The 22,817-nt window shown below is 41.9% G+C and carries 24 protein-coding genes and 1 tRNA gene; 14 read left to right on the top strand and 11 right to left on the bottom strand.

Annotated features, from left to right (window positions below; genetic code table 11):
• Nucleotides 1–36 precede the first annotated feature (36 nt).
• From rpl7ae to KEJ24_04460, 3 genes are read left to right on the top strand one after another with little or no spacing between them, the layout of a single operon-like run.
• A complete protein-coding gene (gene rpl7ae / locus KEJ24_04450; GenBank protein MBS7647065.1) occupies nucleotides 37–417 on the top strand; it encodes a 50S ribosomal protein L7Ae in 381 nt (126 codons plus the stop codon).
• Nucleotides 414–647 carry a 30S ribosomal protein S28e gene (locus KEJ24_04455; GenBank protein ID MBS7647066.1) on the top strand — a complete coding sequence of 78 codons (234 nt, stop codon included), beginning with the start codon at nucleotides 414–416 and terminating at the stop codon, nucleotides 645–647. Before rpl7ae ends, KEJ24_04455 begins: the two co-directional genes overlap by 4 nt.
• A 33-nt stretch (nucleotides 648–680) precedes the next feature.
• Nucleotides 681–878 (top strand): 50S ribosomal protein L24e, encoded by a 198-nt coding sequence (locus KEJ24_04460; GenBank protein MBS7647067.1) that lies wholly within the window; start codon nucleotides 681–683, stop codon nucleotides 876–878.
• Here the strand turns inward: KEJ24_04460 and KEJ24_04465 are convergent.
• A complete protein-coding gene (locus tag KEJ24_04465) occupies nucleotides 875–2,410 on the bottom strand; it encodes a radical SAM protein (protein ID MBS7647068.1) in 1,536 nt (511 codons plus the stop codon). The genes KEJ24_04460 and KEJ24_04465 overlap by 4 nt on opposite strands.
• Nucleotides 2,411–2,573: 163 nt before the next feature.
• Between KEJ24_04465 and KEJ24_04470 the strand changes: the two genes are divergently transcribed.
• Both KEJ24_04470 and KEJ24_04475 read left to right on the top strand, forming a co-directional pair.
• Nucleotides 2,574–2,804: a hypothetical protein gene (locus KEJ24_04470; protein MBS7647069.1), complete on the top strand. Its 231-nt coding sequence runs from the start codon at nucleotides 2,574–2,576 to the stop codon at nucleotides 2,802–2,804.
• A gap of 91 nt (nucleotides 2,805–2,895) precedes the next feature.
• On the top strand, nucleotides 2,896–5,529 hold the full coding sequence (locus tag KEJ24_04475) for a S8 family serine peptidase (GenBank protein MBS7647070.1): 2,634 nt from the start codon (nucleotides 2,896–2,898) through the stop codon (nucleotides 5,527–5,529).
• A gap of 73 nt (nucleotides 5,530–5,602) precedes the next feature.
• Here the strand turns inward: KEJ24_04475 and KEJ24_04480 are convergent.
• Nucleotides 5,603–5,681: transfer RNA gene (locus tag KEJ24_04480), tRNA-Met, on the bottom strand.
• 98 nt (nucleotides 5,682–5,779) lie between these two features.
• Between KEJ24_04480 and KEJ24_04485 the strand changes: the two genes are divergently transcribed.
• The 8 genes from KEJ24_04485 (at nucleotide 5,780) to KEJ24_04520 (ending at nucleotide 13,066) form a co-directional block, all read left to right on the top strand.
• Nucleotides 5,780–6,424, top strand: a complete 645-nt coding sequence (locus KEJ24_04485) for a PAC2 family protein (GenBank protein ID MBS7647071.1) — start codon at nucleotides 5,780–5,782, stop codon at nucleotides 6,422–6,424.
• A gap of 435 nt (nucleotides 6,425–6,859) precedes the next feature.
• The gene (locus tag KEJ24_04490) at nucleotides 6,860–7,435 is read left to right on the top strand and encodes a hypothetical protein (GenBank protein MBS7647072.1); all 576 of its coding nucleotides are present in this window, start codon (nucleotides 6,860–6,862) and stop codon (nucleotides 7,433–7,435) included.
• Nucleotides 7,436–7,577: 142 nt separating this feature from the next.
• The gene (gene amrS, locus KEJ24_04495) at nucleotides 7,578–8,627 is read left to right on the top strand and encodes an AmmeMemoRadiSam system radical SAM enzyme (GenBank protein ID MBS7647073.1); all 1,050 of its coding nucleotides are present in this window, start codon (nucleotides 7,578–7,580) and stop codon (nucleotides 8,625–8,627) included.
• 31 nt (nucleotides 8,628–8,658) lie between these two features.
• Nucleotides 8,659–9,750, top strand: coding sequence for a radical SAM protein (locus tag KEJ24_04500; GenBank protein ID MBS7647074.1), 1,092 nt, complete (start codon nucleotides 8,659–8,661; stop codon nucleotides 9,748–9,750).
• A gap of 56 nt (nucleotides 9,751–9,806) precedes the next feature.
• On the top strand, nucleotides 9,807–10,025 hold the full coding sequence (locus KEJ24_04505) for a hypothetical protein (GenBank protein ID MBS7647075.1): 219 nt from the start codon (nucleotides 9,807–9,809) through the stop codon (nucleotides 10,023–10,025).
• Nucleotides 10,026–10,113: 88 nt separating this feature from the next.
• On the top strand, nucleotides 10,114–10,974 hold the full coding sequence (locus tag KEJ24_04510; protein ID MBS7647076.1) for a nicotinamide mononucleotide deamidase-related protein: 861 nt from the start codon (nucleotides 10,114–10,116) through the stop codon (nucleotides 10,972–10,974).
• A 265-nt stretch (nucleotides 10,975–11,239) separates the two neighbouring features.
• Nucleotides 11,240–12,232 carry an Ig-like domain repeat protein gene (locus tag KEJ24_04515; protein ID MBS7647077.1) on the top strand — a complete coding sequence of 331 codons (993 nt, stop codon included), beginning with the start codon at nucleotides 11,240–11,242 and terminating at the stop codon, nucleotides 12,230–12,232.
• 72 nt (nucleotides 12,233–12,304) lie between these two features.
• The gene (locus KEJ24_04520; GenBank protein MBS7647078.1) at nucleotides 12,305–13,066 is read left to right on the top strand and encodes an ATP/GTP-binding protein; all 762 of its coding nucleotides are present in this window, start codon (nucleotides 12,305–12,307) and stop codon (nucleotides 13,064–13,066) included.
• A 3-nt stretch (nucleotides 13,067–13,069) separates the two neighbouring features.
• Here KEJ24_04520 and KEJ24_04525 read toward each other — a convergent pair whose 3' ends face one another.
• The 4 genes from KEJ24_04525 to KEJ24_04540 form a co-directional block, all read right to left on the bottom strand.
• Nucleotides 13,070–13,699, bottom strand: coding sequence for a DUF4443 domain-containing protein (locus KEJ24_04525; protein ID MBS7647079.1), 630 nt, complete (start codon nucleotides 13,697–13,699; stop codon nucleotides 13,070–13,072).
• A gap of 79 nt (nucleotides 13,700–13,778) precedes the next feature.
• Nucleotides 13,779–14,162, bottom strand: coding sequence for a hypothetical protein (locus KEJ24_04530; GenBank protein ID MBS7647080.1), 384 nt, complete (start codon nucleotides 14,160–14,162; stop codon nucleotides 13,779–13,781).
• Nucleotides 14,163–14,263: 101 nt separating this feature from the next.
• A complete protein-coding gene (locus KEJ24_04535) occupies nucleotides 14,264–14,521 on the bottom strand; it encodes a hypothetical protein (GenBank protein MBS7647081.1) in 258 nt (85 codons plus the stop codon).
• Nucleotides 14,522–14,550: 29 nt separating this feature from the next.
• Complete coding sequence (locus KEJ24_04540) at nucleotides 14,551–15,759, bottom strand: methionine adenosyltransferase (GenBank protein ID MBS7647082.1); 1,209 nt, start codon at nucleotides 15,757–15,759, stop codon at nucleotides 14,551–14,553.
• A 391-nt stretch (nucleotides 15,760–16,150) separates the two neighbouring features.
• Between KEJ24_04540 and KEJ24_04545 the strand changes: the two genes are divergently transcribed.
• Nucleotides 16,151–17,344: a DHH family phosphoesterase gene (locus tag KEJ24_04545; protein ID MBS7647083.1), complete on the top strand. Its 1,194-nt coding sequence runs from the start codon at nucleotides 16,151–16,153 to the stop codon at nucleotides 17,342–17,344.
• Here KEJ24_04545 and truD read toward each other — a convergent pair.
• The 5 genes from truD to KEJ24_04570 are packed head-to-tail and all read right to left on the bottom strand — an operon-like array spanning nucleotide 17,328 to nucleotide 22,815.
• Nucleotides 17,328–18,698 (bottom strand): tRNA pseudouridine(13) synthase TruD, encoded by a 1,371-nt coding sequence (gene truD, locus KEJ24_04550; GenBank protein MBS7647084.1) that lies wholly within the window; start codon nucleotides 18,696–18,698, stop codon nucleotides 17,328–17,330. The genes KEJ24_04545 and truD overlap by 17 nt on opposite strands.
• 21 nt (nucleotides 18,699–18,719) lie before the next feature.
• Nucleotides 18,720–19,085: a peptidyl-tRNA hydrolase Pth2 gene (gene pth2 / locus KEJ24_04555; GenBank protein MBS7647085.1), complete on the bottom strand. Its 366-nt coding sequence runs from the start codon at nucleotides 19,083–19,085 to the stop codon at nucleotides 18,720–18,722.
• 57 nt (nucleotides 19,086–19,142) lie between these two features.
• Nucleotides 19,143–20,363, bottom strand: coding sequence for an NAD(P)/FAD-dependent oxidoreductase (locus KEJ24_04560; protein MBS7647086.1), 1,221 nt, complete (start codon nucleotides 20,361–20,363; stop codon nucleotides 19,143–19,145).
• A 31-nt stretch (nucleotides 20,364–20,394) separates the two neighbouring features.
• Nucleotides 20,395–20,622 (bottom strand): hypothetical protein, encoded by a 228-nt coding sequence (locus KEJ24_04565; protein ID MBS7647087.1) that lies wholly within the window; start codon nucleotides 20,620–20,622, stop codon nucleotides 20,395–20,397.
• A gap of 9 nt (nucleotides 20,623–20,631) precedes the next feature.
• Nucleotides 20,632–22,815: a CDC48 family AAA ATPase gene (locus tag KEJ24_04570; GenBank protein ID MBS7647088.1), complete on the bottom strand. Its 2,184-nt coding sequence runs from the start codon at nucleotides 22,813–22,815 to the stop codon at nucleotides 20,632–20,634.
• Between the last annotated feature and the right edge of the window lie 2 nt (nucleotides 22,816–22,817).

Here is a 22,817-nt window from a genome sequence, read left to right on the forward strand (position 1 = left end):
TTGTTGATTAAGACAGTGCATTTGAGGGTGAGGCTTATGTCCAAACCATTCTACGTAAAATTTGACGTTCCAAAAGAAGTTGCAGATGCAGCCTATGAAGCCCTGCAAATAGCTTCAAAAACTGGGACTGTAAAGAAAGGAACAAATGAAACGACCAAGGCTGTTGAGAGAGGGCAAGCAAAGCTTGTGGTCATCGCAGAGGATGTGGATCCACCAGAGGTTGTGGCTCATCTACCCATCCTCTGTGAAGAGAGAAAAATTCCATATGTATATGTTCCAAGCAAAGAGAAACTTGGTGAAGCTGTTGGAATAGAGGTCTCAGCGGCTTCTGCATGTATCATCAATGAAGGAGACGCCGTGGGGCTTATTAAAGAGATTGCCAAAAGAGTTGACCAGATAAGGAAAGGAGCGAAATGAGCAAAGAAAAAGAGACAGCCACTACAGAGGAAGAATTGACACCTGCAGAGGTTATTCAAATCATTGGAAGAACTGGTGTAACAGGGGAAATCACACAGGTTAGGGTGCGAATTTTAGAAGGAAAAGACAAGGGACGAATAATAACTCGAAATGTCAAAGGGCCTGTACGTTTACAAGACATTCTTATGCTTAGAGAAACTGAGAGGGAAGCAAAGAAAATCACAAGATGATTGTCAAAAGCATAGAAGCTAGGAGGCTGTTCTGTGCCGAAAACAAGGAAATGCTCATTTTGCGGTAATGAGTTTCCACATGGTACCGGTATGATGTATGTCAAAAACGATGGGTCCATTTTTTGGTTCTGTTCAAGCAAATGCAGAAAAAACGCCCTAAAACTTCAAAGAGATGCACGTAAACTTAAATGGACAACATACTTCGGTAAGGAAGAAAAAGGAAAAGCCTAGTGTTTGCAGATTATCTCTTTTACCATTTTTTCCCATAAAGGCTTGTTGTGTATGCATCCGATATCCGGTGCTTTAACGTTTCCGCTGAAATAGCCGTAGGCCCTTGCTCTGCATCCTCCACATATGTATTTGTCTGGGCAGTTCCCACAACCTACATTCTTGCCATTTATACTATACGTTTCAAGGTTTTCTCTAACCCGCAACTGCCACAATAGCGGATCTTTGTCCCAGACTTCTTCAAAGTTATCTCTTAACATGTTACCTAATACTGTTTTATTGTTTGTTGGGAAGAAAACGCATGGTTTTATGTCACCGTTCGGTTCTATTGCACAATATAGACGCCCGGCACCACATCCGCCTAGGAAGTTTGCAACATTTTCTACACCCTTTTTCGCCGCGTAGTGGGCTTCAACCATAAATTTTTGACCAACCTGTTGGGACAATTTTTTTGTGACACTTGCATATTGGGGACACGTGCTGAAAAATCTATCCACTTTTATGTTTGATTTACCAGTTTTAAGTTCTTCCTCTTTAGCTTGTAGATATAAGCTGATTATTTCTTTGCCTATGGCCTGCAAGATGTATAGTCTTTGCTCTGGAGTTAAGTCAAGTTCCACATGCATTTTAGCCCGGCCAGTTGGAATGTAGTTGAAATGCATGAATCGAACACCCAATTCTTTGGCTAATTGTAGGATTTTCTCCGTTTCGGCAAAATTGTTCCTGTGCAAAACTGTGGCGATACATGTGTCTATGCCTTCTTCTACACAATTTTTCACGCCTTGCAAAGCTTTTTCAAAAGCGCCGGGTATGCCTCTGAACTCGTCGTGTACATTCGGCGATGCGCCATCGATGCTTATTTCTACATAATCTACTCCAGCATCCTTGATTTTCTTTGCTATGTCTTTGGTTATCAGAGTTCCATTGGAGGCTATGCTAATATATGGGATACGTTTCTTGGCGTAGGATGCCAACTCAAAAAAATCTTTTCTTGCAAGTGGTTCGCCTCCGCTGAAGGAAAGGGCTGGCAAACCTATCCCAGCAATTTTTGAGAGTATGTCAATAACTTGTCTAGCCTCGTCTGTTGATAGCTCTAGGCGTTTCCCACTTCCAGCATCTTCATAGCAATGTTTACACTTCAAATTGCATTTGTAAGTAAAATTCCAAACAACCTCAAAAGGGCCAGCTGGTACAAAAGGTATACGTATACCGTATTTTTCTATACCTTTCATCATTAAACCAAAGCCTTTAAACCATGCTCCGCCATACTTGTCTTTAATAAACTGTTTCTTCATAAAGTTCCTGTCAGCCCTCAAGAGACGGCTTCCAACTTCATAGAATGGTCTGGCGATGTTTCGGCTTATGCTTCTGCAGGCAGGGCAAAGGGTAACCGGTTCTCCGAGAAAGTCCTTTAAAGAATTTAAAAGAAGGCTCCCGTCTGTAGGGCATTCGATGTCGAAACGGCTTATTAGCCCCTTTAATAGCGGGTTCACGGTTACAGTAAACAAGGCGTTCTCTAAAGCGTCGGTCTGCATGAGTAATCACTTTGCAGAATAATGTATCAAAGGTTATGTCTCTTTAACTTTTTCTCCTGGCAGATGTTGGTTTATAGAATATGTCGTTTATTGAAATGTTTTCCGTATTGAAGGAACCAATTTATTAAGATATAATACAAAATACACAAACAAGGGAAACGATATGGCAGCAAAAAACAAGAAGGCGCAAAGAAAAGTAAACATCTTGGAGATGTCCAATGCTCAAAGAATAAAAGTTGTAGAAAAAATCAGGAAAAATCTACGGCAGTCCATTATCGAGGCAAAATTATTGAAAATTTTGCTTCAATATGAGACTATTACAATAAATGGGCACGTAGTTTTTTCTGAAAGCAACTCCTTGAATGGGTTAACGTTGCGGACAGACTTTTTGTAGATGCTTGTAGAAGAATGTTCCACAATGTTCTTATAGCAACCTTTAGCAACATACACTTCTGAGCAAGGGTAAGGAGAAAGGAGATTTTCACATGTTAAGCGTATGTTTCAACTTTAAGCATGCATTAACGTTGCAAGGAGTAATGCTCTCGATCGTCTTGGCTATGTCTATTTTTGCTGTGACGCCCGTGGCCTTCAACTCCCCTAACGAGGTTTCAGAGGGAGTTGTACAAAAAATAACGAAGGACGTTTTTCAAATGTTGCAAACTGCAAGCGACGCTGGACAAGTTAATGTTGTTATTCAAGTTACGGATAAAGCCGGGATAGCGAGGGTAATTGAAGAGTTTGGTGGACAAGTATCGATAATGTATGAAAGTGCTGAGGTATTAGCGGCTTCCATCCCTGCCAGCTGTCTCTTGCAACTGGCTTCAGACGGTCGCGTAGTTCGCATCTATAAGGACTCGATTAGAGAATTATATTACCATGGCGCAATAACCGAGAACTTGAAATACAGTGTTCCACGAGATCCTGTTACGGGTGAGCCTGTTCTTGCCTATGAACTTGAAGGTATAGAAGTTGAACCCATTGCTATCGAGTACATAACTTCCGTCGAGCCCGGGATATACACGAACACCAATCTAACAGGCGCTAGTACTGTTTGGAGCGAAACTGTCGGGCAAGGCAGTGTTGTTGTCATTATAGACACTGGTGTTTGGTCCGCTTCCCCTTTGCTTGTTGGAAATGTGATTGGCGGAATTGACATAAGTCCAGATGTGGGAACACCGTATGAAGGATGGAACGCCACAACAAACCACTACCACGGAACGGCATGCGCCCATCTGTTAGCAGCCCACGCCATTTTGATATTCCAACCTGGGCATCCATGGGGAGAAGCCATCTACAACTATGACCCGGTAGGGACATGGAAGAACAACAGTGGATATATTTACACATACTGCTTTGGAATAGCTCCGGCTGCTTCAATATATGCTATAAAAGTGTTTCCGCACACTGGTGCTGGGGTCCCCTCTTCGATTATAATGCAGGCAATTGATATAGCAATACAAATGAAGGTCAGCGGAACATTAGACGTAGACGTTATTAGTATGAGCCTTGGCGGTGGGATAGGTGCTGACGGCGAAGACCCAGAAGACCTGCTTGTTGATGCTGCTGCCGAAGCGGGCATAACAGTGGTAGCGGCAGCTGGCAACGAGGGTCCAGCATTGTTAAGAGTAGCTTCGCCTGGAAGTGCAAAAACGGCGATAACGGTAGGTGCCGCAATGGACCCGATCCATGAATGGGTTTTTGGGGATATATACTTCTGGGCTTACTATGGAAAGCCTGCTGGAAATGGTTTAGGCGATGAGCTTTGGTATCCGCATGACTATCTGGCTATTGTTGATTTCAGCAGCAGAGGACCATCGGCAGATGGAAGACTAAAGCCGGAAGTTGTTGCCACTGGCTCATGGTGCTTCCTTGGACCATTTCCAGATGGGCGCATAAGATTAGGTGGAGGCACATCCTTCTCAACACCTCAAGTTGCCGGAGTAGCTGCGCTACTCAACTCTTATATAGAGGCCAAGGGATTACCCTACGGGCCAAAAGAGATTAAACAAGCCATAATAGACGGCGCTGTTCCAATTCCAGGCTTTACAGCGGAAGAACAAGGCGCAGGCTATGTTAACGCTGCAAACGCACTAAACGTTATTAAATCAGGCACATTTGGAACCTTGCCAACAACGTGGCCACACCACATCGGCGACCTATGGTTCCCACCAATAGAAGTAACATGCCTATACAAAGGAAAAGCAACATTCAGTAACATAGTATTAGAACCTACTAAATATCAATACTTCGCCTTCTGGGTCTCGAGCGAAGTTGACTCAATCAAAATCATATTGTCAGATGTAGTCCTAGCAGACCCAGCGCAGCAAAACCCGTTCTGGGGCGACGCTGGAGTAATATACCTAAGCACAGCAGAGAGAGGAGGCTCTGACAGCTATTATGCTTGGGGCTTGTACTTCTATGGAGACGGCGAACTTCTCGTAACATTTGATGTCCCAATATCGGCAGGTATCATTAGGCTTGCACTTGTAGGTGACTTCTCAAGCTACAACCAAGTGATTGTTGGCGAGATGACAATCGAAGTGACAGAAGTCCTGGTCACAAGCATAGACAAGAAAGTAATCCTCTACAACAATGGAATCCCAACAACCGCCCTCGTTGAAGTCTATCCGGGAAGGATCGAGAGATACTATGGAGCAGTCAAACAAGGTGAAACAGACGTATACACGTTCGAGATAAAGGACACCAACGGATTCGCTTTAGTATTCCTCTACTGGTACAGGGACTGGACAAAATGGGCGACAAGCGACCTAGACGTAATAATAATCAATCCAAACGGTTCATGGAATATAGACGGAGCAACACTAGCATCACCAGAAGCAGCGATGCTAACAGCTGGACCTGGAGAATATACAATCCTTATAGGCGGATATCAAGTCTACTTTGACAAAACAGAATATTACCGACTAGAAATCGTATATCTAGCAGAAACGAAGCCTCTATGGTACTCGTCACTTATAAACTTAAAGCACATGGCTTCTGTTCAATCGCCAAAACATGGCGTAGCAGTCATCTGGCTGTATGATGCTGAGTTTGACGCATGGTATATTGGTGGATTTGCAAATATTGCCAAAACGCAAAGAGGATGTAAGAGATCTTAGAACTCTGGTTCATTTCACAGTTTTTATTCTTTGGTATAAATATGATAGAAGCCATAGTTATTGATTTTAAGGATGGTAGCGGGGGGTCGATTTGAACGACCGATCTCTGGGTTATGAGCCCAGCGGGTTAATCCTGGCTACCCCACCCCGCTACATGTATGCTGAAGCAAACTTTCTTAAATTCTTTTAGGAGGAGGACTGGAAACCTTTATTATCACAGTCTACTTTTTTGGATGTTGGAAGTAAGTCTATGGACAGGCCCTATTTCCGCAAGATTTTCGCTCCAACCCTTGAAAGCCCAATTTTTGTTCAAGGGCTTCCTGGTTTCGGTAACGTTGGTAAGATTGCAGCTCATCTCTTGATAAAATTTTGTGGAGCTAAACCGTTTGCTGAAATGTATGCACCTTTTTTCCCAGACTATGTCTCTGTTGATTCTGATGGGATTTGTCGCTTACCTAGATATGAGTTTTATGCCGCTCCAATGGAGAAAAACGACTTTATAATAATGACTGGTGACACACAACCTTCTTTTGAAGATGTTTTGGCCCATTACATACTTTGCAGCGAAGTATTAGATTTCATCAAAAAATACGGGTGCAGCCTCATAATAACCATGGGTGGTGTTCCGTCTACAGAAACCACCGGGCAAGTGTATGTTGCCGCCACTTCGCCAAGACTGGCCATAGAGTTTATGGAAAAGGGTGCAGTCCTATATGCAAAGGGCAGGATAGTGGGTGCCACTGGATTAATGCTCGGACTAGCAAAGGAACACGGTTTAGACGGAATATGTCTCCTAGGGGCTACTACTGGTTTTAGAGCGGATCGTGGAGCTGGTTTTTCGGTTTTCAAATTTTTAATGAAAGCGTTGGGAAACGAAGTGAAGGAAGGGTTATAAATGGAAACGTCAACTTGTTTGAATTATTGACAATTGAAGGGATGCAGACTTGAACGAGAAGGAAAAACAAACTTCTCGCCTAAGTTCAAAGTTTTGGAGAACCATTCTCACCTTGTTTTCAACAGCACTAATTTTCATAGGACCCACTTACGCTGTTCTAGTCTTGTGGAGAGGATTAGACATAGATTATGCATTGTCAATGGCTTCTGGCTTCATTTTATTCCTAATAGGGTTTAGTCTACTCATTTTTCTGATTAAAAAGAAAATTGTTTCCTGAATTGCTGTGCGCCTCAGATACCCCAGGGCGCATCATTATTTTCAGCAGTTAGGTTCTTCATCGGCAATATTACATTTGTGTTGAGATTTAAAAATGTTCAGTTATGCTTTTGGTTTTCGAAACAAAACATATAAAGTATGCTGAAAGATGTACTAGGTATGCAGGAAAAAAATAAAGAAGCTAAAAAAGTCCTCAGCGAAGGAAAGGGTTCAGCGAAAAGGACGACAATAATTCTGGAAGAAGAGGAACGGGAGTTTATAGACAAACTGATCCGAGAGGGGAAAGAACCTGGTATAAAGCCGTTAATTTCTAAAATGTTGGATGTTTACCGCAGTATGATGATTTATGATTGGCGATTTCCAGGCGAGTATTATTGTGGAATAAGCCGCATAGCCTTTGTTAACGTAGAACTCTTAAACATTTTAATTCAGAACATTCCCAAGGAAAAGTGGCGGGAAGTTGGTCGAAGGATGGGTGACGCAGCAAGAGTCTCTATGGAGGCAACTTTAGGTATTCAAACAGCAGATCGGGAGAAGTGGCAAGATGTTTTCAAACGCTTGAGAATTCAAGGTTTCGGAGATTTCTATGTTAAAGATAAATATATACTGATCAAGACTCCATTTATAAGTGAACCCGAAATATGGGCTGGTTTCTTGGAAGGTTTGCTTGGCGTGGAATTGGACATTAAAACATTCACAGCTCCCTTCGTTTTGGAAGTTAAATCGCATGGGTAGAAGAATAAGCCACGCTTTAAGCTTAATAGGAACAGTTAAATTAGTTAGTATTCCGTTTATGAATTTGATGGACAAATGCTGCGGAAACAATCGGCAGGCGCAGAAGGACTCTTAATAATCTATTGTAAGGCGGTGAAATGATATGCGAGAGGCTATGCTCTATGAACGTTTAGAAGGAAAAAAGGTTAAGTGTATTTTGTGCGGTAGGAGATGCACGATAAAGAATGGTGGAATAGGCTTCTGTCTTGTTAGAAAGAATGAGGAAGGCATTCTCTATACACTTGTTTATGGGAAAGCCATATCTGCCTGTGTAGATCCAATAGGTAAAAAACCCCTTCTACACTTTAATCCCGGCGCCTCTGTTATGTCCATCGCCACTGTTGGATGCAATTTTCGCTGTCAATTCTGTGACAACTGGATGATCAGCCAAGAAAAGCAAATTGCTGGTAGAGATTTTCCTCCAGAAGAAGTTGTAAAAGCAACAAGAGATAACGATTGCCAAGGGATAAGCTACACATACACAGAACCCACAATATTTTTTGAATATGCGTACGAAACGGCGAAGCTTGCACATCATCTTGGCTTCTTCAACACTTTTGTAACAAACGGATACATGACGCCTGAAGCTATTAAAACTATTGCACCTTACCTCGACGCGGCCACTGTGGACTTTAAAGGCGGCGGAGACCCGGATTTCTACAAAACTTTTTCATCTGTTCCATCGGTTGAGCCCATTTTTGAATGCTTAAAGGAAATGAAGCGCCAGGGCATTCACATAGAGATCACAAACCTAGTGATACCGAAAATAGGTGACTCAATAGATCAGATTATGAAACTTGCGGTATGGGTTAAAGAAGCTTTGGGTGCGGACACTCCTTTTCACCTACTCCGTTTCCATCCTGACTATAAACTTACTGATATTCCCTCGACACCAATTCAAACGTTAGAGAAAGCTTATGCAGCCGCCAAAAGTGCCGGGTTAAACTTCGTTTACATTGGAAATGTACCTGGACACCCGGCTGAAAACACCTATTGTCCAAACTGTAACGAGCTTTTGATTAAACGTTTCAGTTTCGAGATTACCAAATGGAACCTTACAAAGGACATGCGCTGTCCCGTTTGCGGGCGTGAGATCCCAATAAAGGGAAAACTTCACCCAAGCGGCTACGCCTATCCATACGCATTATTTTAAAAGATTATTAAAAAATTGTGGTTGAGTCTTTATGTGGAAGTTTTTGCGTCCAGATGCCGTGGCTGTGTTAAATAATAAAGCTGCGAGAAGGAGTTTAGCTAGGTATTTTGCTGTGATGCAAGATGAAAAACCAGCCAAATTTCAAATAGCCAAGAAACTTCCAGCGGATTTCAAGAAAGAGGACTCTATGGAGGAATTATGGCAAAAACATGAGGCACTTACACGGGAATTTTATCAACTTGAAAAAGATGTAAATGCGAAACTGGAAAACTTTGAAAGTTTACCCATCCCAGAGAGCTCTTATCTGGACCTTAAGATTGAAATTGCGAGGCGCATGCTCGAGAAATGCCGCTTTTGCGCTAGAAAATGCGGAGTTAACAGGCTTAAGGGCAAGTTGGGCTTCTGTAAATGCGGGCTAGCCATCACCGTTTCAAGCATCTTCGAACACATTGGTGAGGAGCCGGAGCTCGTTCCCTCAGGTACAATTTTCACGATGGGTTGTACAATGAAGTGTAAGCACTGTCAAAATTGGACAATATCTCAGTGGATAGAAAAGGGGGAAGTCTATGAGCCGGAGAGACTTGCGTGTGAGGTTGAGGCTTTGCGTAGGAGTGGTTGTCGAAATGCAAATCTTGTGGGCGGAGAACCAACTCCATGGCTTGAACAGTGGCTTAAAACATTCAAACACGTAAAAGTGAACATACCAGTGATTTGGAATTCTAACACGTATTACAGTGCGGAAACAGCCGAACTCCTCGCTGGTTTTGTCGATGTATATCTTTTAGACTTCAAATATGGGCCGGGAGAATGTGCTGAGAAAATTTCAGAAGCTCCCAACTATTGGACAGTCTGCACTCAGAACCATTTAACAGCCAACAAATATGGCGAACTTATAATACGAGTCCTAGTTCTACCGGGGCACCTTGAATGTTGCACAAAACCTATACTTGCTTGGATAGCTGAAAACCTTGGCAGAGAAACTCGGGTAAACGTAATGTTTCAGTATAGGCCAGAATGGCGAGCCTATGAGGTTCCAGAGCTTAGGAGAAGGTTGACAAAGGGCGAAATGGATAAGGCAATTGAGCTGGCAAAAGAAGCGGGGTTAACCAACTTCATAACTTAGGACTCAAGTTCAATCGAAAGCTATTTCTTATGCCGTTTCCATTCTAAAGGCGGACAGTGTCTGAAATGCCATATTGTCCAGAATGTGGTGGAGAAATGCGCTACATCGCAGCCACCAAACATTACGTCTGTCAAAGCTGCGGCCTGTCTGTCACTCAACAAGAGCTTATCGAGTTAAGAGAAAAGCTGAGGACTCCGACTGAAGGCGATGAAGAAGAAAGAGAGAAACGAAGAAAAGAGTACTTAAAATGGTGGCTAAGTAGTAAGAAAAAGTAAACTGCTGGAAAGAGTTTCGAGGCATCAGCTTGGCATAAAGCATAAAAGTTTAGCTTTGCTCGTTGTGTTTGCATTAAAGGCGGTGTAGATGAGTACACAAATTGAAATAGTTTGCATCGGCAATGAACTTTTGATTGGAAAAACCTTAAACACAAATGCTCAATGGCTCGCTAGGCGAGCTACATCGCTTGGACTAACTGTCCACAGAATAACAGTTGTAGGAGATGATGTTGATGAAATTGCTAAGGCAATACGTGAAGCTCTGGAGCGGAAACCTCGCTTCATAGTGACCACTGGCGGATTGGGGCCAACTTTTGATGACAAAACGTTGGAAGGTATAGCAAAGGCTCTAAATCGTCGTTTAGAGATTAACAATAAAGCTTTGCAAATGGTTAAAGAGAAGTATGAGGCATATGCAAAAGCTGGTAAACTGGACTCTGCAGAGTTGACTCCGCATCGAATTAAGATGACAAAACTTCCAGAAGGCGCGGAGCCTTTACCTAACCCCGTAGGCACAGCGCCGGGTGTACGGCTAACTGTCAACGGAACAGATATAATCGCGTTGCCTGGCGTTCCAGCCGAGATGGAGGCAATCTTTGAGAGTTGTCTTGTTACTATGTTTAAAAAAGAAGCTGAAGGCTTAATGTTTTTTGAAGCTAGCATATATGCCGACAAAATTATGGAGTCAACGCTGGCTCCTTTAATAGACTTAACCATGCATGACAATCCTTATGTTTACATTAAATCTCATCCAAAGGGCGAAGAAAAGAAACCTCACATTGAAATTCACTTTTCAACGACAGCTAAGGATTCTAAAACTGCGAAAGACCGTTTAGGAAAAGCCATAATACAACTCTCTGAACTTATCAAAAAGAAAGGCGGAAAAGTTAAAACTTTTAAAGGTTCTAACGCAGACTTTATTCTTGGTTGCAATGAGGGGGCAGGCTAGACTCTGAAGTCTTGATGATTGAAAATCCGGGTACCCGAAGCAACCAGCCAAAACTTGTCTCAACTAATGATTATACGTTCACAAGAACCATAAATTTGTGATGTCTAAAAATATCTTGAGAAAAATGATGGGGAAAAGTTTCACAACCTTTCTAGTGATAATTGTTTTAATTGCGTTTTTTCATATACCTTCATGTTACTCTTCTGACTTTTACACCGTGTCATACAATCTTTTGAAAAGTTTCACTAGTTCAGAACAGTATAAATTGAACGTTGCTGTTTCACAATCACTCTACGAATACTATCGTGGAAGGGATCATAAGCAAGTTTCTGTTACAGACTTCGCTAAATTTGTCACCCCTCACCCCTTGAAACCTATCGCTGACAAACTTTGGGAAATATACGGTGACCTTGAAGACTTTGCAAATGGTGTTTTAATGATAGTGCATCAAATGAGATACGAACTTACAGTGCCAGCCAAATATCCCGTTGAAACTATTGTGGAAAATGTTGGAGACTGCGACTTATTCAGTTATGTTGCGGCTTCCATAATGAAAGCTGGAGGTTTGAATGTCGTGCTTTTATACTACCCGAGTGAGGCTCACATGAACGTTGGTGTTCACCTTCCTAGTGCTCCTCAACATGCAAGATTCCCAGTCCGTTATGTAACTTACAATGATGTCCGCTATTACATAGCTGAATGCACTGGCGGCAATTGGGCGATGGGATGGAGAGTTGGCGAATGTCCAGAGGAGCTATGGCGTGCAGAATGTCAAGTAATCTCACTTGAAAACTGCGAAGAGTGGGCTCCGGGACAAGTGTCTGCGAGCTATAAAACTCTGCAATTCTCAGCCATATCGCTATTCCCTTCGTCGTATTTTGGTATACAAGGAAGCACCGTAATACTTCGCGGGCAAATTTCTCCTAAACTCTCAGGCAAATCAATAACAATTTATTTCAAAGTCGGCGACTCCACATGGAATGTTATGGCCGTTACGGAGACAGATTCTGAAGGAAGATTTTCTTTGACATGGGTTGCAGAAGAAGCCGGTGTGTATCAGTTTCGGGCAAGCTGGTCCGGAGATGACAACTATGCGGGGGCAGACAGCCAGACAATAAATATAATTATCATATCAACGTTCTTCCTGATTCTCTTTTTGGGGATAGTCATCCTAATTTGCTTAGGTGTCATTATCTTTCTCAAGTCAACTCAAAAACATCGCGGGACTCAAGAACTTGAACTACCAAGAATTCCATAGCAAAGAAAAGCTTTTTACCGTCCAGTTTGTTTGCAGTTATAACATCAATCCTTGTCCTCTTAAGGTGGTGAAATGTTTTTAGTGTTTATCATTGGAACCGCAGGGTCCGGGAAGTCCATGCTTACGGCAGCATTTAGCGAATGGTTGAGAATGTCAAAACAGGATGTTGCCATTGTGAATTTGGACCCCGGTGCTTTAACCTTGCCGTATACACCTGATATTGATGCCCGTGACTATGTCGATGTAGTAAATCTCATGGAAGAATATGGTTTAGGACCGAATGGAGCACTGATAATGGCTGCGGATTTGTTGGCAGAAGAAGTTGAAAATCTTTCAAAAGAAATTGAGGATTTAAAATCTGACGTAGTTTTAGTTGACACCTCAGGCCAAATGGAACTTTTTGCCTTCAGAGCCAGCGGAACCTACTTAGCCCATGAACTTACAAGAGCCCCGAAAGCCATTGTATACCTTTTTGACGCTGTTTTCTCGCTTAATCCCTTAAATTATGTGTCAAATCTTTTCCTTTCAGCAGCAGTTTACAACCGCTTTTTTCTGCCTCAGGTACATGTACTTTCCAAATGTGATCTACTTTCAGAAGAGGACGTTAACAAAATCGTGGATTGGTCTGCAAACCCAAAAGCATTAGAACAAGCTATAGAACAAAAACTTGAAGGAACAAAACGCCTGTTAAGCCGAAACATGATGAGGGCAATTTACCAGCTTGGTCTGAGATTTCTACTTATACCCGTTTCAGCGAAAACAAATGATGGGATGGTTAACTTTAACATGGCGTTAGAAAGGGTTCTCACAGGTGGAGACAAGTATACATATTAAGCTTTAACAGTCATCGATAAGGGTCCAAGCCGCTGCAGCAGCGCTATATTCGGCTAAATCCGATGCGTCAGCACCACTTATGACTATCACATCATTCTCTTCTGGTTGTAACGACTTAATTATTTGATCTGCAACCTTTGGGAAATCACGTGCAAAATCCATATTTACTGAAGGTATTGTAAGGCGACCATCTTTGAAAACTATTGTTACGGCGCCTTTTGCACCTGCTCTGACCGCAGCGTCACGTTGCTCCATTCCTGATTTAATTTTATGCCCGCAATTTTTTGCTAACATCATAAAATTGTAGGTAGCGTCAACAAGCTTGCATCTTTCAATTTCCATTTTTTTCTGGAAGATCTCCTTATATTCGTTCCAAAGCTTCCAACCTTTTTCTGTAAGAGTGCACCCCATTTTTGATGTAGAAATTAGGTCCGCCTCCTTCAAACGATTTATTATTGTTCGTGCAGCCCCTTGACCTATTTTAAGCTTCATAGCAAGTTTTGTACGTCCTATAGGCCTTTCAGCGATAAGCTCTAATGTTTTTAGTATATGTAAAACTGAGAAAGTCGGAACTGGGCCAGGCGCTTTTTCTTTTGCGATTTCCTCCAGAAGCTTTTTAAAGTTAGGAGGCATATGCGCCACAATTAGTAATTATTGACCACCCTTCGATTATAAGAATTATCCATGTAGATACGAGTTAGATGGTCACGCTTTATTTTCCAGCATAGTACTCTCTTACAATGCCCGCTGTCAGTGCGATTAGTCCCACTGCCAAGAGGTACAGTAGTGGGTAAATGAAAATTGAAAGCAAGGATTCATAGGTCATTGTCGGCGGCAACATCGGAGCGAAGAATACTGTTATCCACATCATAATGAAGGTTGCGATGCATCCCATGCCTAATCCCACGGACAACCCGTGTATGAAACTGCTTCTATCCTTTTCACGATCTGATCCCGCTTCTTCATCTTGCTTTTCAGCACTAACATCAACTTTTTCTTCGTCCGTACATACCTCAACTTGTTTTTCAATTTCTTGTACCGATTCTTCTAGTTCACTTAATTGCGTTTCTTCAAATGCGGCTTGTTCACTTTCCATGGTTAATGCGCCCTTCTCTGGATTTTCAGCACATGAATTAATAAAATTATTCAATTTTAGATTATTATTCAGAATACGAATTCAAGTTTCACAACAAAACTTTATTTCAGTGCCAGTTGTGGTGCTAATTTTTCTACGGCATTTTTAAGTTTATTCCATTCGTCAAAGTTTCTAATGTTAAACTTATGTTTTCTCTTCCATTTTCCATTTCTCTTTTGCCAAAGGTACATTCCTATTGAACGTCTTCCAAAAGATTCGAACACTACGATCGCTTCCCACCACTTTTCACTTTTAAAAATTGTAACGTAATCTATCACCTTATAGAATTCCGATACAGGTAATTTTTCGTCTGTTTTCATATAGTTTCAACCAGTTAAAATTGGTGCAATCAGCATATTGATATTTTGCCTTGGGCTAGTTCTAAGCAGAATTTGTCGATGTTTTCTAGCTCGTAGTCCAGCACTGCTGCTATTTTGTTTCTAACTTTATCTATAGAGCTGTTATCTTTCATAACCACTTGTGCTGCAGCTATTGCTGGCTGATCTATAGGTCTTCCGATTTCGCTTAAAAGCCAAATATAAACTTCCTCTAACTCGGGGACTTCCTCATATACATGTTGAGCAACTCTGAAGGTTAAGACGTTATAAATCTTTCCAACATGGCTTACTGGGTTTTTACCCGCTGCGGCCTCGGAACAAAACGGCCGATTCAACGAAATTAAACCGTTCACACGGTTTCCTCTACCTACTTGCCCAGAGTCACCACTGTCTGCGCTTGTTCCTAAAACTGTTAAGTAAACTCCATCGATTCCGCGGCCACGGACATCAAGAGTATTCAGCTGAACGTTTATATTTTCGAAGTCCGTGTTGGAATGGACAAATTTTTTGATTTCCTCTAATATTTTCGCTTTTTTCTCGAAATAATCTTCCTCGCTGTTTATGTATCTGTCTATAAAAGCCATCGAAATGGTCAAGTTTAGATTGCTGTTATGCCGACACCCCATAACTTTTATGTCTTCACCTGATTCTGGAAAGCGTTGCTTAAACTCTTTAGAATTTAAAAACTGTTCAGTTTTCAAGACGATTTTCTCCGTTCTGGTCATGGGTGCATAACCCACAGCTGCAGAGGTGTCGTTGGCGCCTAGAACCTTGCCTTTACGTTTAAATATGTCAACAAGGCCTGCTGAGCCTGGTTTTAGTTCAACTTGATATTTTATATGTTTCTCAGGATCTACAAAACGCATGTTTTTCCTAAACCATTCTTTCGCTACGCCTATAGCGATTTCTTCAACATCTATTTTTGTGCTGTCAAATTCTGTTGTTGCTCTGTCACCGAAAACGAAAAGCATGGGTTGTCTGACAAAGCCACCGCCGAATCTAACTTCAGACTGCCCAGCAACCAGTAGTGATTTGTCTACATTATGGTGTAATATTGCACCTGTCCTCTCCAAGTATTCCCTGCTCAGGCGGAGGGAAATTTGCTCCATAACTGCATCGCAGATAGAGTCCGGATGGCCCAAGCCTTTTCTTTCCACGATTTCAAGTCTCTGCTTTTCAAGGGGGGTTTGTTTTAACCTTTCGACTATTATGTTTCTCAATTTAAGCTCCTCGCTATAAATGAATTTTTGGTGTGTGTGGAAATTAGATATATACTTTGCTGAATTATATCAGTAGTAACTGGTGGTTATATTTTAATCGTAACAATTTTATGCTGAAGAAGATAAAAACTTGTCGAGTTTCACAAGTACCTATAGCAAAAGGGTGGGAAAAGTTAAAAGCTTAAGCTTTTCAACGGTTAAACAAAATTTTGGAAGTCTCTCAGACGAAAACAAAATAAATGAATATGCCATTAATCTTTCATTTTGAATGTAAATGAAATAGTGGTTCGCAATACTATATCGCAACCACCAGTGCCGAACAACTCTTAAAATAGTTAGTCATAAAAATTCATTGTAGAATCCCTTAAAACAATGTGTTAAGGTGTGGTCCATGTCTTTACAAGATTTTAGACAGAAAGCAAAACATGTTATGATGCAGCTCAAAAGAGAGTCTGCAAGGAGAGCGATTATAGTGCATCATGACGACGCCGATGGTTTGTGTTCTGCAGCGATAATTAAAAGGATGTTGGAACGTGAAGGACTAAACGTTGAAACCTTCTGTTTAGAAAAAGTTTACACAGAAGTTATAGCCGATTTACATTCAAAAATGGGTGTGATCTTTTTCTATGCTGATATAGGCTCATCTCATGCAGATTTGATATCTGAGCTAAACTGTGGTAGAAATCTAACTATAATACTTGACCATCATGATCCTAAACCGTCGAAGGATCCTATGGTTTTTGATTTAAACTTGGAACATTTCGGCTTTAAAGGTGAAACTCATTTTTCTGGTGCCACTTGTTGCTATCTTTTTGCCAAAGAACTTAGCGAGGACAACATCGACTTGAGCTACCTAGCTGTCGTTGGAAGCAGCGAAATCCCTGAAGGTTTCAAATCCATAAACGAAGCGGTGCTACAAGAAGCCTTAAACAAGGCAATTATCCGAAAAAAGGGCAAAAGTTTAGAAATACCTCATTTAGGCGTTAAAGTCGACACTTTGTTTTCGAAACTTCAGATTCTTGGAGCGGTTGGATATTACGAAAATGGTCCAGAAATAGGAGTAAGTGCATGTCTGGAAGGGATAAGCGAAGCTGTCGAAGCGAAAATAAATGTTTTAGAAGAGAGACGAAAGGAGGCTAACCGAAAACTTCTTGGAAGACTTTATCGTGAGGGACTTCAAGAAACAGAGCATATTCAATGGTTCGACGCCGAAGATATGTACAAAGGTATGGGAACAAAGGTGATTGGACAGTTCTGTTCGTTCCTTTCATACCAGACGCGTCTAATAAAGCCCCACAAATACCTATTAGGTTTCATTAATGTACCGCGAGAAATTCCGAAATGGGGGCAGCTAAAAGAGAAATTTGTAAAGGCTTCGGTTAGAGTTCCCAAACCGATGCAGAAACTGATAGATGATGGAAAAATGCTTGGTGCTGTGAATTTTCTGGAAAAAGCATCTGAACCATTTGGAATTGCGGATGGACACCAATACGCTGCGAACGTAGTTCTGCCCGAAGACAAAAAATTGGCACTCTTGGAAAACGCTGAGCAGATTCTACAACAAAGGTTTAAAAGCCCGCTTTGACCAGATTTCGGGGCTTCATAATCTCTCTGAGTACTATAGTAGCATAGGATCCCCTATAAAGCATAAAACTCATAACCGCCCGGTTTTTGTGATGACTTGTTTCATCCTTTGATATTTCATGCAACATAAAGTCTTTTATACGTGCTAGAGCTGCGCGTAATTCTCCTTTTAAGCTTATTTCTGGTAGTTTTTTTATCTTGAAATCTTGTAGTGAGATACCTTCTTCTTCTAGAACCGTTCTTTCAATTTCGCCTTGGATTCCTTGGGATAAAGTTTGTCTAAAACCAGCTAATGGAACCGCTAAAGCCATTCTTCCATTCGCTATCGCCTTGTTAATCTCTGAGATGTTTTCCGAGCTCACCATCTTGTATTTTAGAGTGTTCGGGTTTCCAGAAGGTTCAACTTCTATGACGTAATCTCCAATTTCAGCTTTATTAATTAGGAGTCCTTGACTCATTCTTCTGCTTAAGATTTTGTTAAAAAGGTAAGCCTGATAAGCCTGTGGAAAAAGCACTTGGAGTTTTGTTGGCAACCGTTTAAGGGCACCGATGTAGTCTTTCGGCCTTTTCACCAAGTGTCTTAACACAAAGTGCTCATAATGAAGACTTTTCGGGAATGATTTCAAAGCACTCTTAAAATCCTGCGTCTTCCACAGTTCTTCTCGCACTTTCCTTGATTGTGGATGTTCGTTTGGGCTTGGCTTCGCAAGAAAAAGCATCACAGCTCTATGAAAATCCCCTTTAACAAGAGCTTTCCCAACTAAATGCGTTATTGGACGTGTCGTTCCAAATCTTTGATGCCCAAAAAAATTTGGTACACCGCCGAGCGCTTGGATTTCTTTAATAATTCTTGAAATTCGATTCCTTGTGACTTTTTCACTATAGTTTATAGCACGAATGGTAATCTTGAAATGGTTGCCACGAAGATAGTGTGGTGAAAGTTTCACATTAAAGTAGCGTATTGGGTGAATTTCCAGATCCTTAACATGGATTTTCTGGAGATCCTCCTTTGTAACGCTTTCGACTGTGATATGTTGTGCTGTAACCGCGTTTGCATCTTTTATTCCGGCGATGCTTATTTGTCGCGTTTTGATCCCCAAATTTCTTGCAATAACTCTTATGGCTTGCAGATTATCCCAACTGCGCTTAACCAAGACGCATAAGAGGTATCGCTGTATGGGCGACTCTTCTATTTGTGTGATCGTTTTCGGGTGGATTTCAGCTCTTGTACCGTCTACCAGAATCTCTTCCACTAAGAAGTCTTCCGGAAAACGTTTAATGACTCCCCCAATGCCTAAGGAACGAGTTGCGTAGACTTCGATTCCTAGGCTTTTCTCCAGTCTTGAAACAAGCAAGGCGAACCCTCAATCCTCAGACTATAAAAGTGGAAGTTTACCCGTTATCTTGTCCACTTGGTCGGTCGGGGCTGGTCCTATCCCCAGACATGTTATCGTTCCATGGGGGATTTCCGTGAGCCCCCGGTCAATTATTAACGCACAAGGGAGTCCTATTTCTTTTGCTTTTCTTTCCAAATCTAAAAGCTCTTTTTCGCTTTTGACTTTGACAACTATTTTGCATTGTCCTTCTTCCATCCATGCTCTGAACCATTCTTTGCTGTGCTTTCTTGCTTCCTCTGCTGCTGAAACCGCCGCATGGCTAGCTTGGGCTGCCATTTTGCCTTTGCTCATTTTCAAGTCAGCCCGGAACACTATTACTTGCTTGTAATGAAAATTGTCCGGCAATCTCCCAGCCACGCTTATGATGGTTTGAATTTGGGCTTATTTTGTTGTATTAATCAATTACTTAAATGCTTCTAGACTGAGCAAAGCGAAATACGCAATTGCAACTGCAATCTTGGGTTTCCGAAGCGCTTTAACGAACATGCGCCCTTGAAAGTCAATGTCGCAAAAATCTTGAAAATCTTCTTCATCAAAAAATTTCCTGCACGTTTTTATAAGGTCATTCAGTTTTTCATCGGAAATTCTGTTTAACATTTTTCTTGCTGTTGACATTATCTTCATATCAAAACCTAAAAGCTTTATAAGACGCCTTTGATACTTGCTCAAGAATTTTGATGAAAAGTTTCTTAGGTTCACGGCTTCTACTGCGACTTCCGCTGCAATCTTTGCACAGTTTAACCCTAGTATAACACCTCCTCCGGTCGTAGGTTTAACTTGTGATGCAGCATCACCGACTGCGAGGAAGCGGTTACAATAAGCTCTTTTTATTGGACCGCTTAAGGGTATTGAATGAAAAATTTCTCGCAGAATCTTTGCATTTTTAAGTTTTTCGGATGCGGCTGGATGCTTTTGCATAAGTTTTCGGAGGGCATTTTTTGGATTACCGATTTTAACGCCAAGTCCAACCTTTGCTTTGCCTTCTTCTTTAGGAATCAGCCAAGCATAAAAGCCCGGCGCGTAATCGTTTCCAAGAAAAACTTCAACCATATCAAGTTCAATGTTTTTAACATTTTCAATTTCAGCATTAACACAGTATACAAAATCGTTTTTGGGCGGGTTCAAGCCAGCTTGTTTTAGAATGCGATAGTTTACTCCTTCAGCATCCACGACTATTTTACCAGAAAAATTGAACCTTTCGCCACTGATTTTCGATACAGATGTCTCTATGCAGTTTTCCCTAAACGTTAAAGAGTTAACCCTTGAACCCAAGAAATATCTGGCGCCAGCTTTCTCAGCTAATCGCGAAATATGCTTGTCAAATGATGCGCGGTCAACGGTGCAAGTGATCGGTGAAGGAAAATGAACGGAAAATTCTGAGCCTCTAGGCGAGTAAATTTTAGCTCCATGAAAAGTATTCTCGACAATTCCTTTAGGTAGCGGATAAAGCCCAAGGTTTTTTAGGCCTATAATGCTCAAGTGTCCAGCGCAGTGGCATGGGGTTCCGATCTCATTATGTTCCTCAAAAACCGTTACTTTAATGCCTTCCTTGGCAATGTTCAAAGCGCAAAAAGAACCGCTTGGGCCAGCCCCAACAACAATTATGTCTGAAAAGTTTTCCATTTCATTGGCACGTTAGCTTGTTTAGTGCCCCTTATGATATAAGTTCAACTCTTCTTTTCCCGCGGGCAAGTGATGTTGTACGTATTTTTCCAGCGATTTCAAGGCGCATTAAAAGTTCATTAAACTCTTTGAAGCCCATGTCCTTATATTCCTCTGACACGTATTCGAAAAGTTCTACATCTGTCAAAGCACCCTTTTTTCTTAAAATCTCTAGGATCACGTAGTACGTTGGATATGTTTTCCATATTTTCATCGGCATAATATTTCCCTACGCTACTGGTGTAGCCGGTTTCTGTACTTGTCTAACTTGCTGCATAAAACTCTTGTACCACTTTTCCATATCCGGCGTTATTGATGGGCCAATTCTCTTCAATGCTTCTTCAAAATCTCTCATTGTAACTTCCTTAGCATTTATATCTCTTCTTAACGCTTGCATGGCAGCTTCTCTGCAGACAGCCTCTATATCTGCACCTGAATAATACTTTGTGATAGCTGCTAAGGCTTCTAGATTCACGTCCTTAGCCAGCGGCATATTTTTTGTGTAGATTTTGAATATTTGAAGACGACCTCTTTCGTCCGGCTCCGGCACATATATAAGTCTGTCAAATCTTCCCGGACGAAGCACTGCCGGGTCAACCATGTCTGGCCTGTTCGTTGCCGCTATGACAACAACATCTTCTAATGTCACTATGCCGTCCATTTCTGTGAGCAGTTGGCTTATCACCCGTTCCGTCACACCACTATCAGCAAATCCCAAACCCCTACGCGGTACTAAAGAGTCTATTTCATCAAAGAATATCACGGCTGGAGCTGCCATTCTCGCCTTCCTGAAAACTTCTCTAATTGCTTTCTCAGATTCTCCCACCCACTTTGAGAAAACTTCTGGGCCTTTAACCGTTATGAAGTTGGCTTCGCTTTCCGTTGCAACTGCCCTAGCTAAAAGAGTCTTACCACAACCTGGAGGACCATACAACAATATACCTTTAGGCGGCTTTACCCCCATTCTTTTGAAAATTTCCGGATTCTTCAATGGCCATTCAACAGCCTCCTTAAGCTCTTGTTTTACTTCCTCTAGCCCTCCTATGTCATCCCAGTGAACTGTTGGCACTTCAATGTACACTTCACGCATTGCAGTAGGCGTTACTTCTTTGTAAGCGTTCAAAAAGTCCTCCATTTTAACCTCCATTTTTTCTAGAACTTCTGGCGGTATACGTTCTTCTTCAAGGTTTATCTGCGGGAGATATCGCCTCAACGCTTTCATAGCTGTTTCTCTGCAGAGTGCCGCTAAGTCAGCACCAGTGTATCCATGTGTCATTTCAGCAAGCTTTTTAAGGTCTACATCCTCAGCAAGTGGCATTCCTCTCGTGTGAATCTGGAGAATTTCATATCTTCCCTGCTTGTCCGGCACACCAATTTCAATTTCTCTGTCAAACCGTCCAGGTCTTCGAAGCGCAGGATCCAATGCACCAGGCCTATTTGTCGCCCCAATAACTATAACGTTTCCTCTTCCGGACAAACCATCCATCAAGGCGAGGAGTTGTGCAACGACACGTCTTTCGACTTCACCTGTTACCTCCTCTCTTTTTGGCGCAATAGCGTCCAACTCATCGATAAAAATTATGCTCGGCGCATTTTGTTGGGCTTGTTGGAAGATTTCTCTGAGTCTAGCTTCTGATTCACCGTAGAACTTACTCATTATTTCTGGCCCGTTTATTGAGAAGAAGTTGGCTTCCGACTCGTTTGCTACAGCTCGGGCTAGTAAGGTTTTACCGCATCCAGGCGGTCCATGCAGTAGCACTCCCTTTGGCGGTTCTATGCCTAATCTCTGGAAGAGCTCTGGATGTCGCAGGGGCAGTTCCACCATTTCTCTTACTCTTTGGATTTCTTCGTGTAACCCTCCAATATCTTCGTAGGTGGTTCTTGGGACCCCCTTTCCTTCTGGTGCTGGCTCACTTAAAATCGTGAGTTTTGTATCCGCTGTAACCTTGACTATACCATGAGGACGGGTTTTCGCTACTATAAATGGTATAGCATGACCAAGCATCATGACAAGGGTTGTATCTCCCTCGACTAGGGTTCTTTCCATAAGACGGTTTTTAACAAAATTAGTGAAATCTTCGTCCACATTTAGGCGCATGTCAACGGGTGCAAGCGTCACATTTAAGGCTTCTTTAACTTTTGCCGGCCTCACAATGACATACTCGTTTATGGCTACTCCTGCGTTTTTTCGTGTGAAACCATCTATGCGTATTATGTCGCGGTTTTGATCTTCACTGTAGGCTGGCCAAGCTATGGCTGAAGTGGTTCGCTTACCCACTATTTCTATGACGTCACCGGCGCTTATACCTAATTTTTGCATTGTCCTCTGATCTATACGGGCTATGCCCCGTCCTACGTCTCTTTGTCTAGCATCTCCAACGCGTAGCTGAACCTCACTTACTTTTTCGTTCACCT

The organism is Candidatus Bathyarchaeota archaeon, from assembly GCA_018396705.1.
Taxonomy (GTDB): Archaea; Thermoproteota; Bathyarchaeia; order Bathyarchaeales; family Bathycorpusculaceae; genus DRVP01.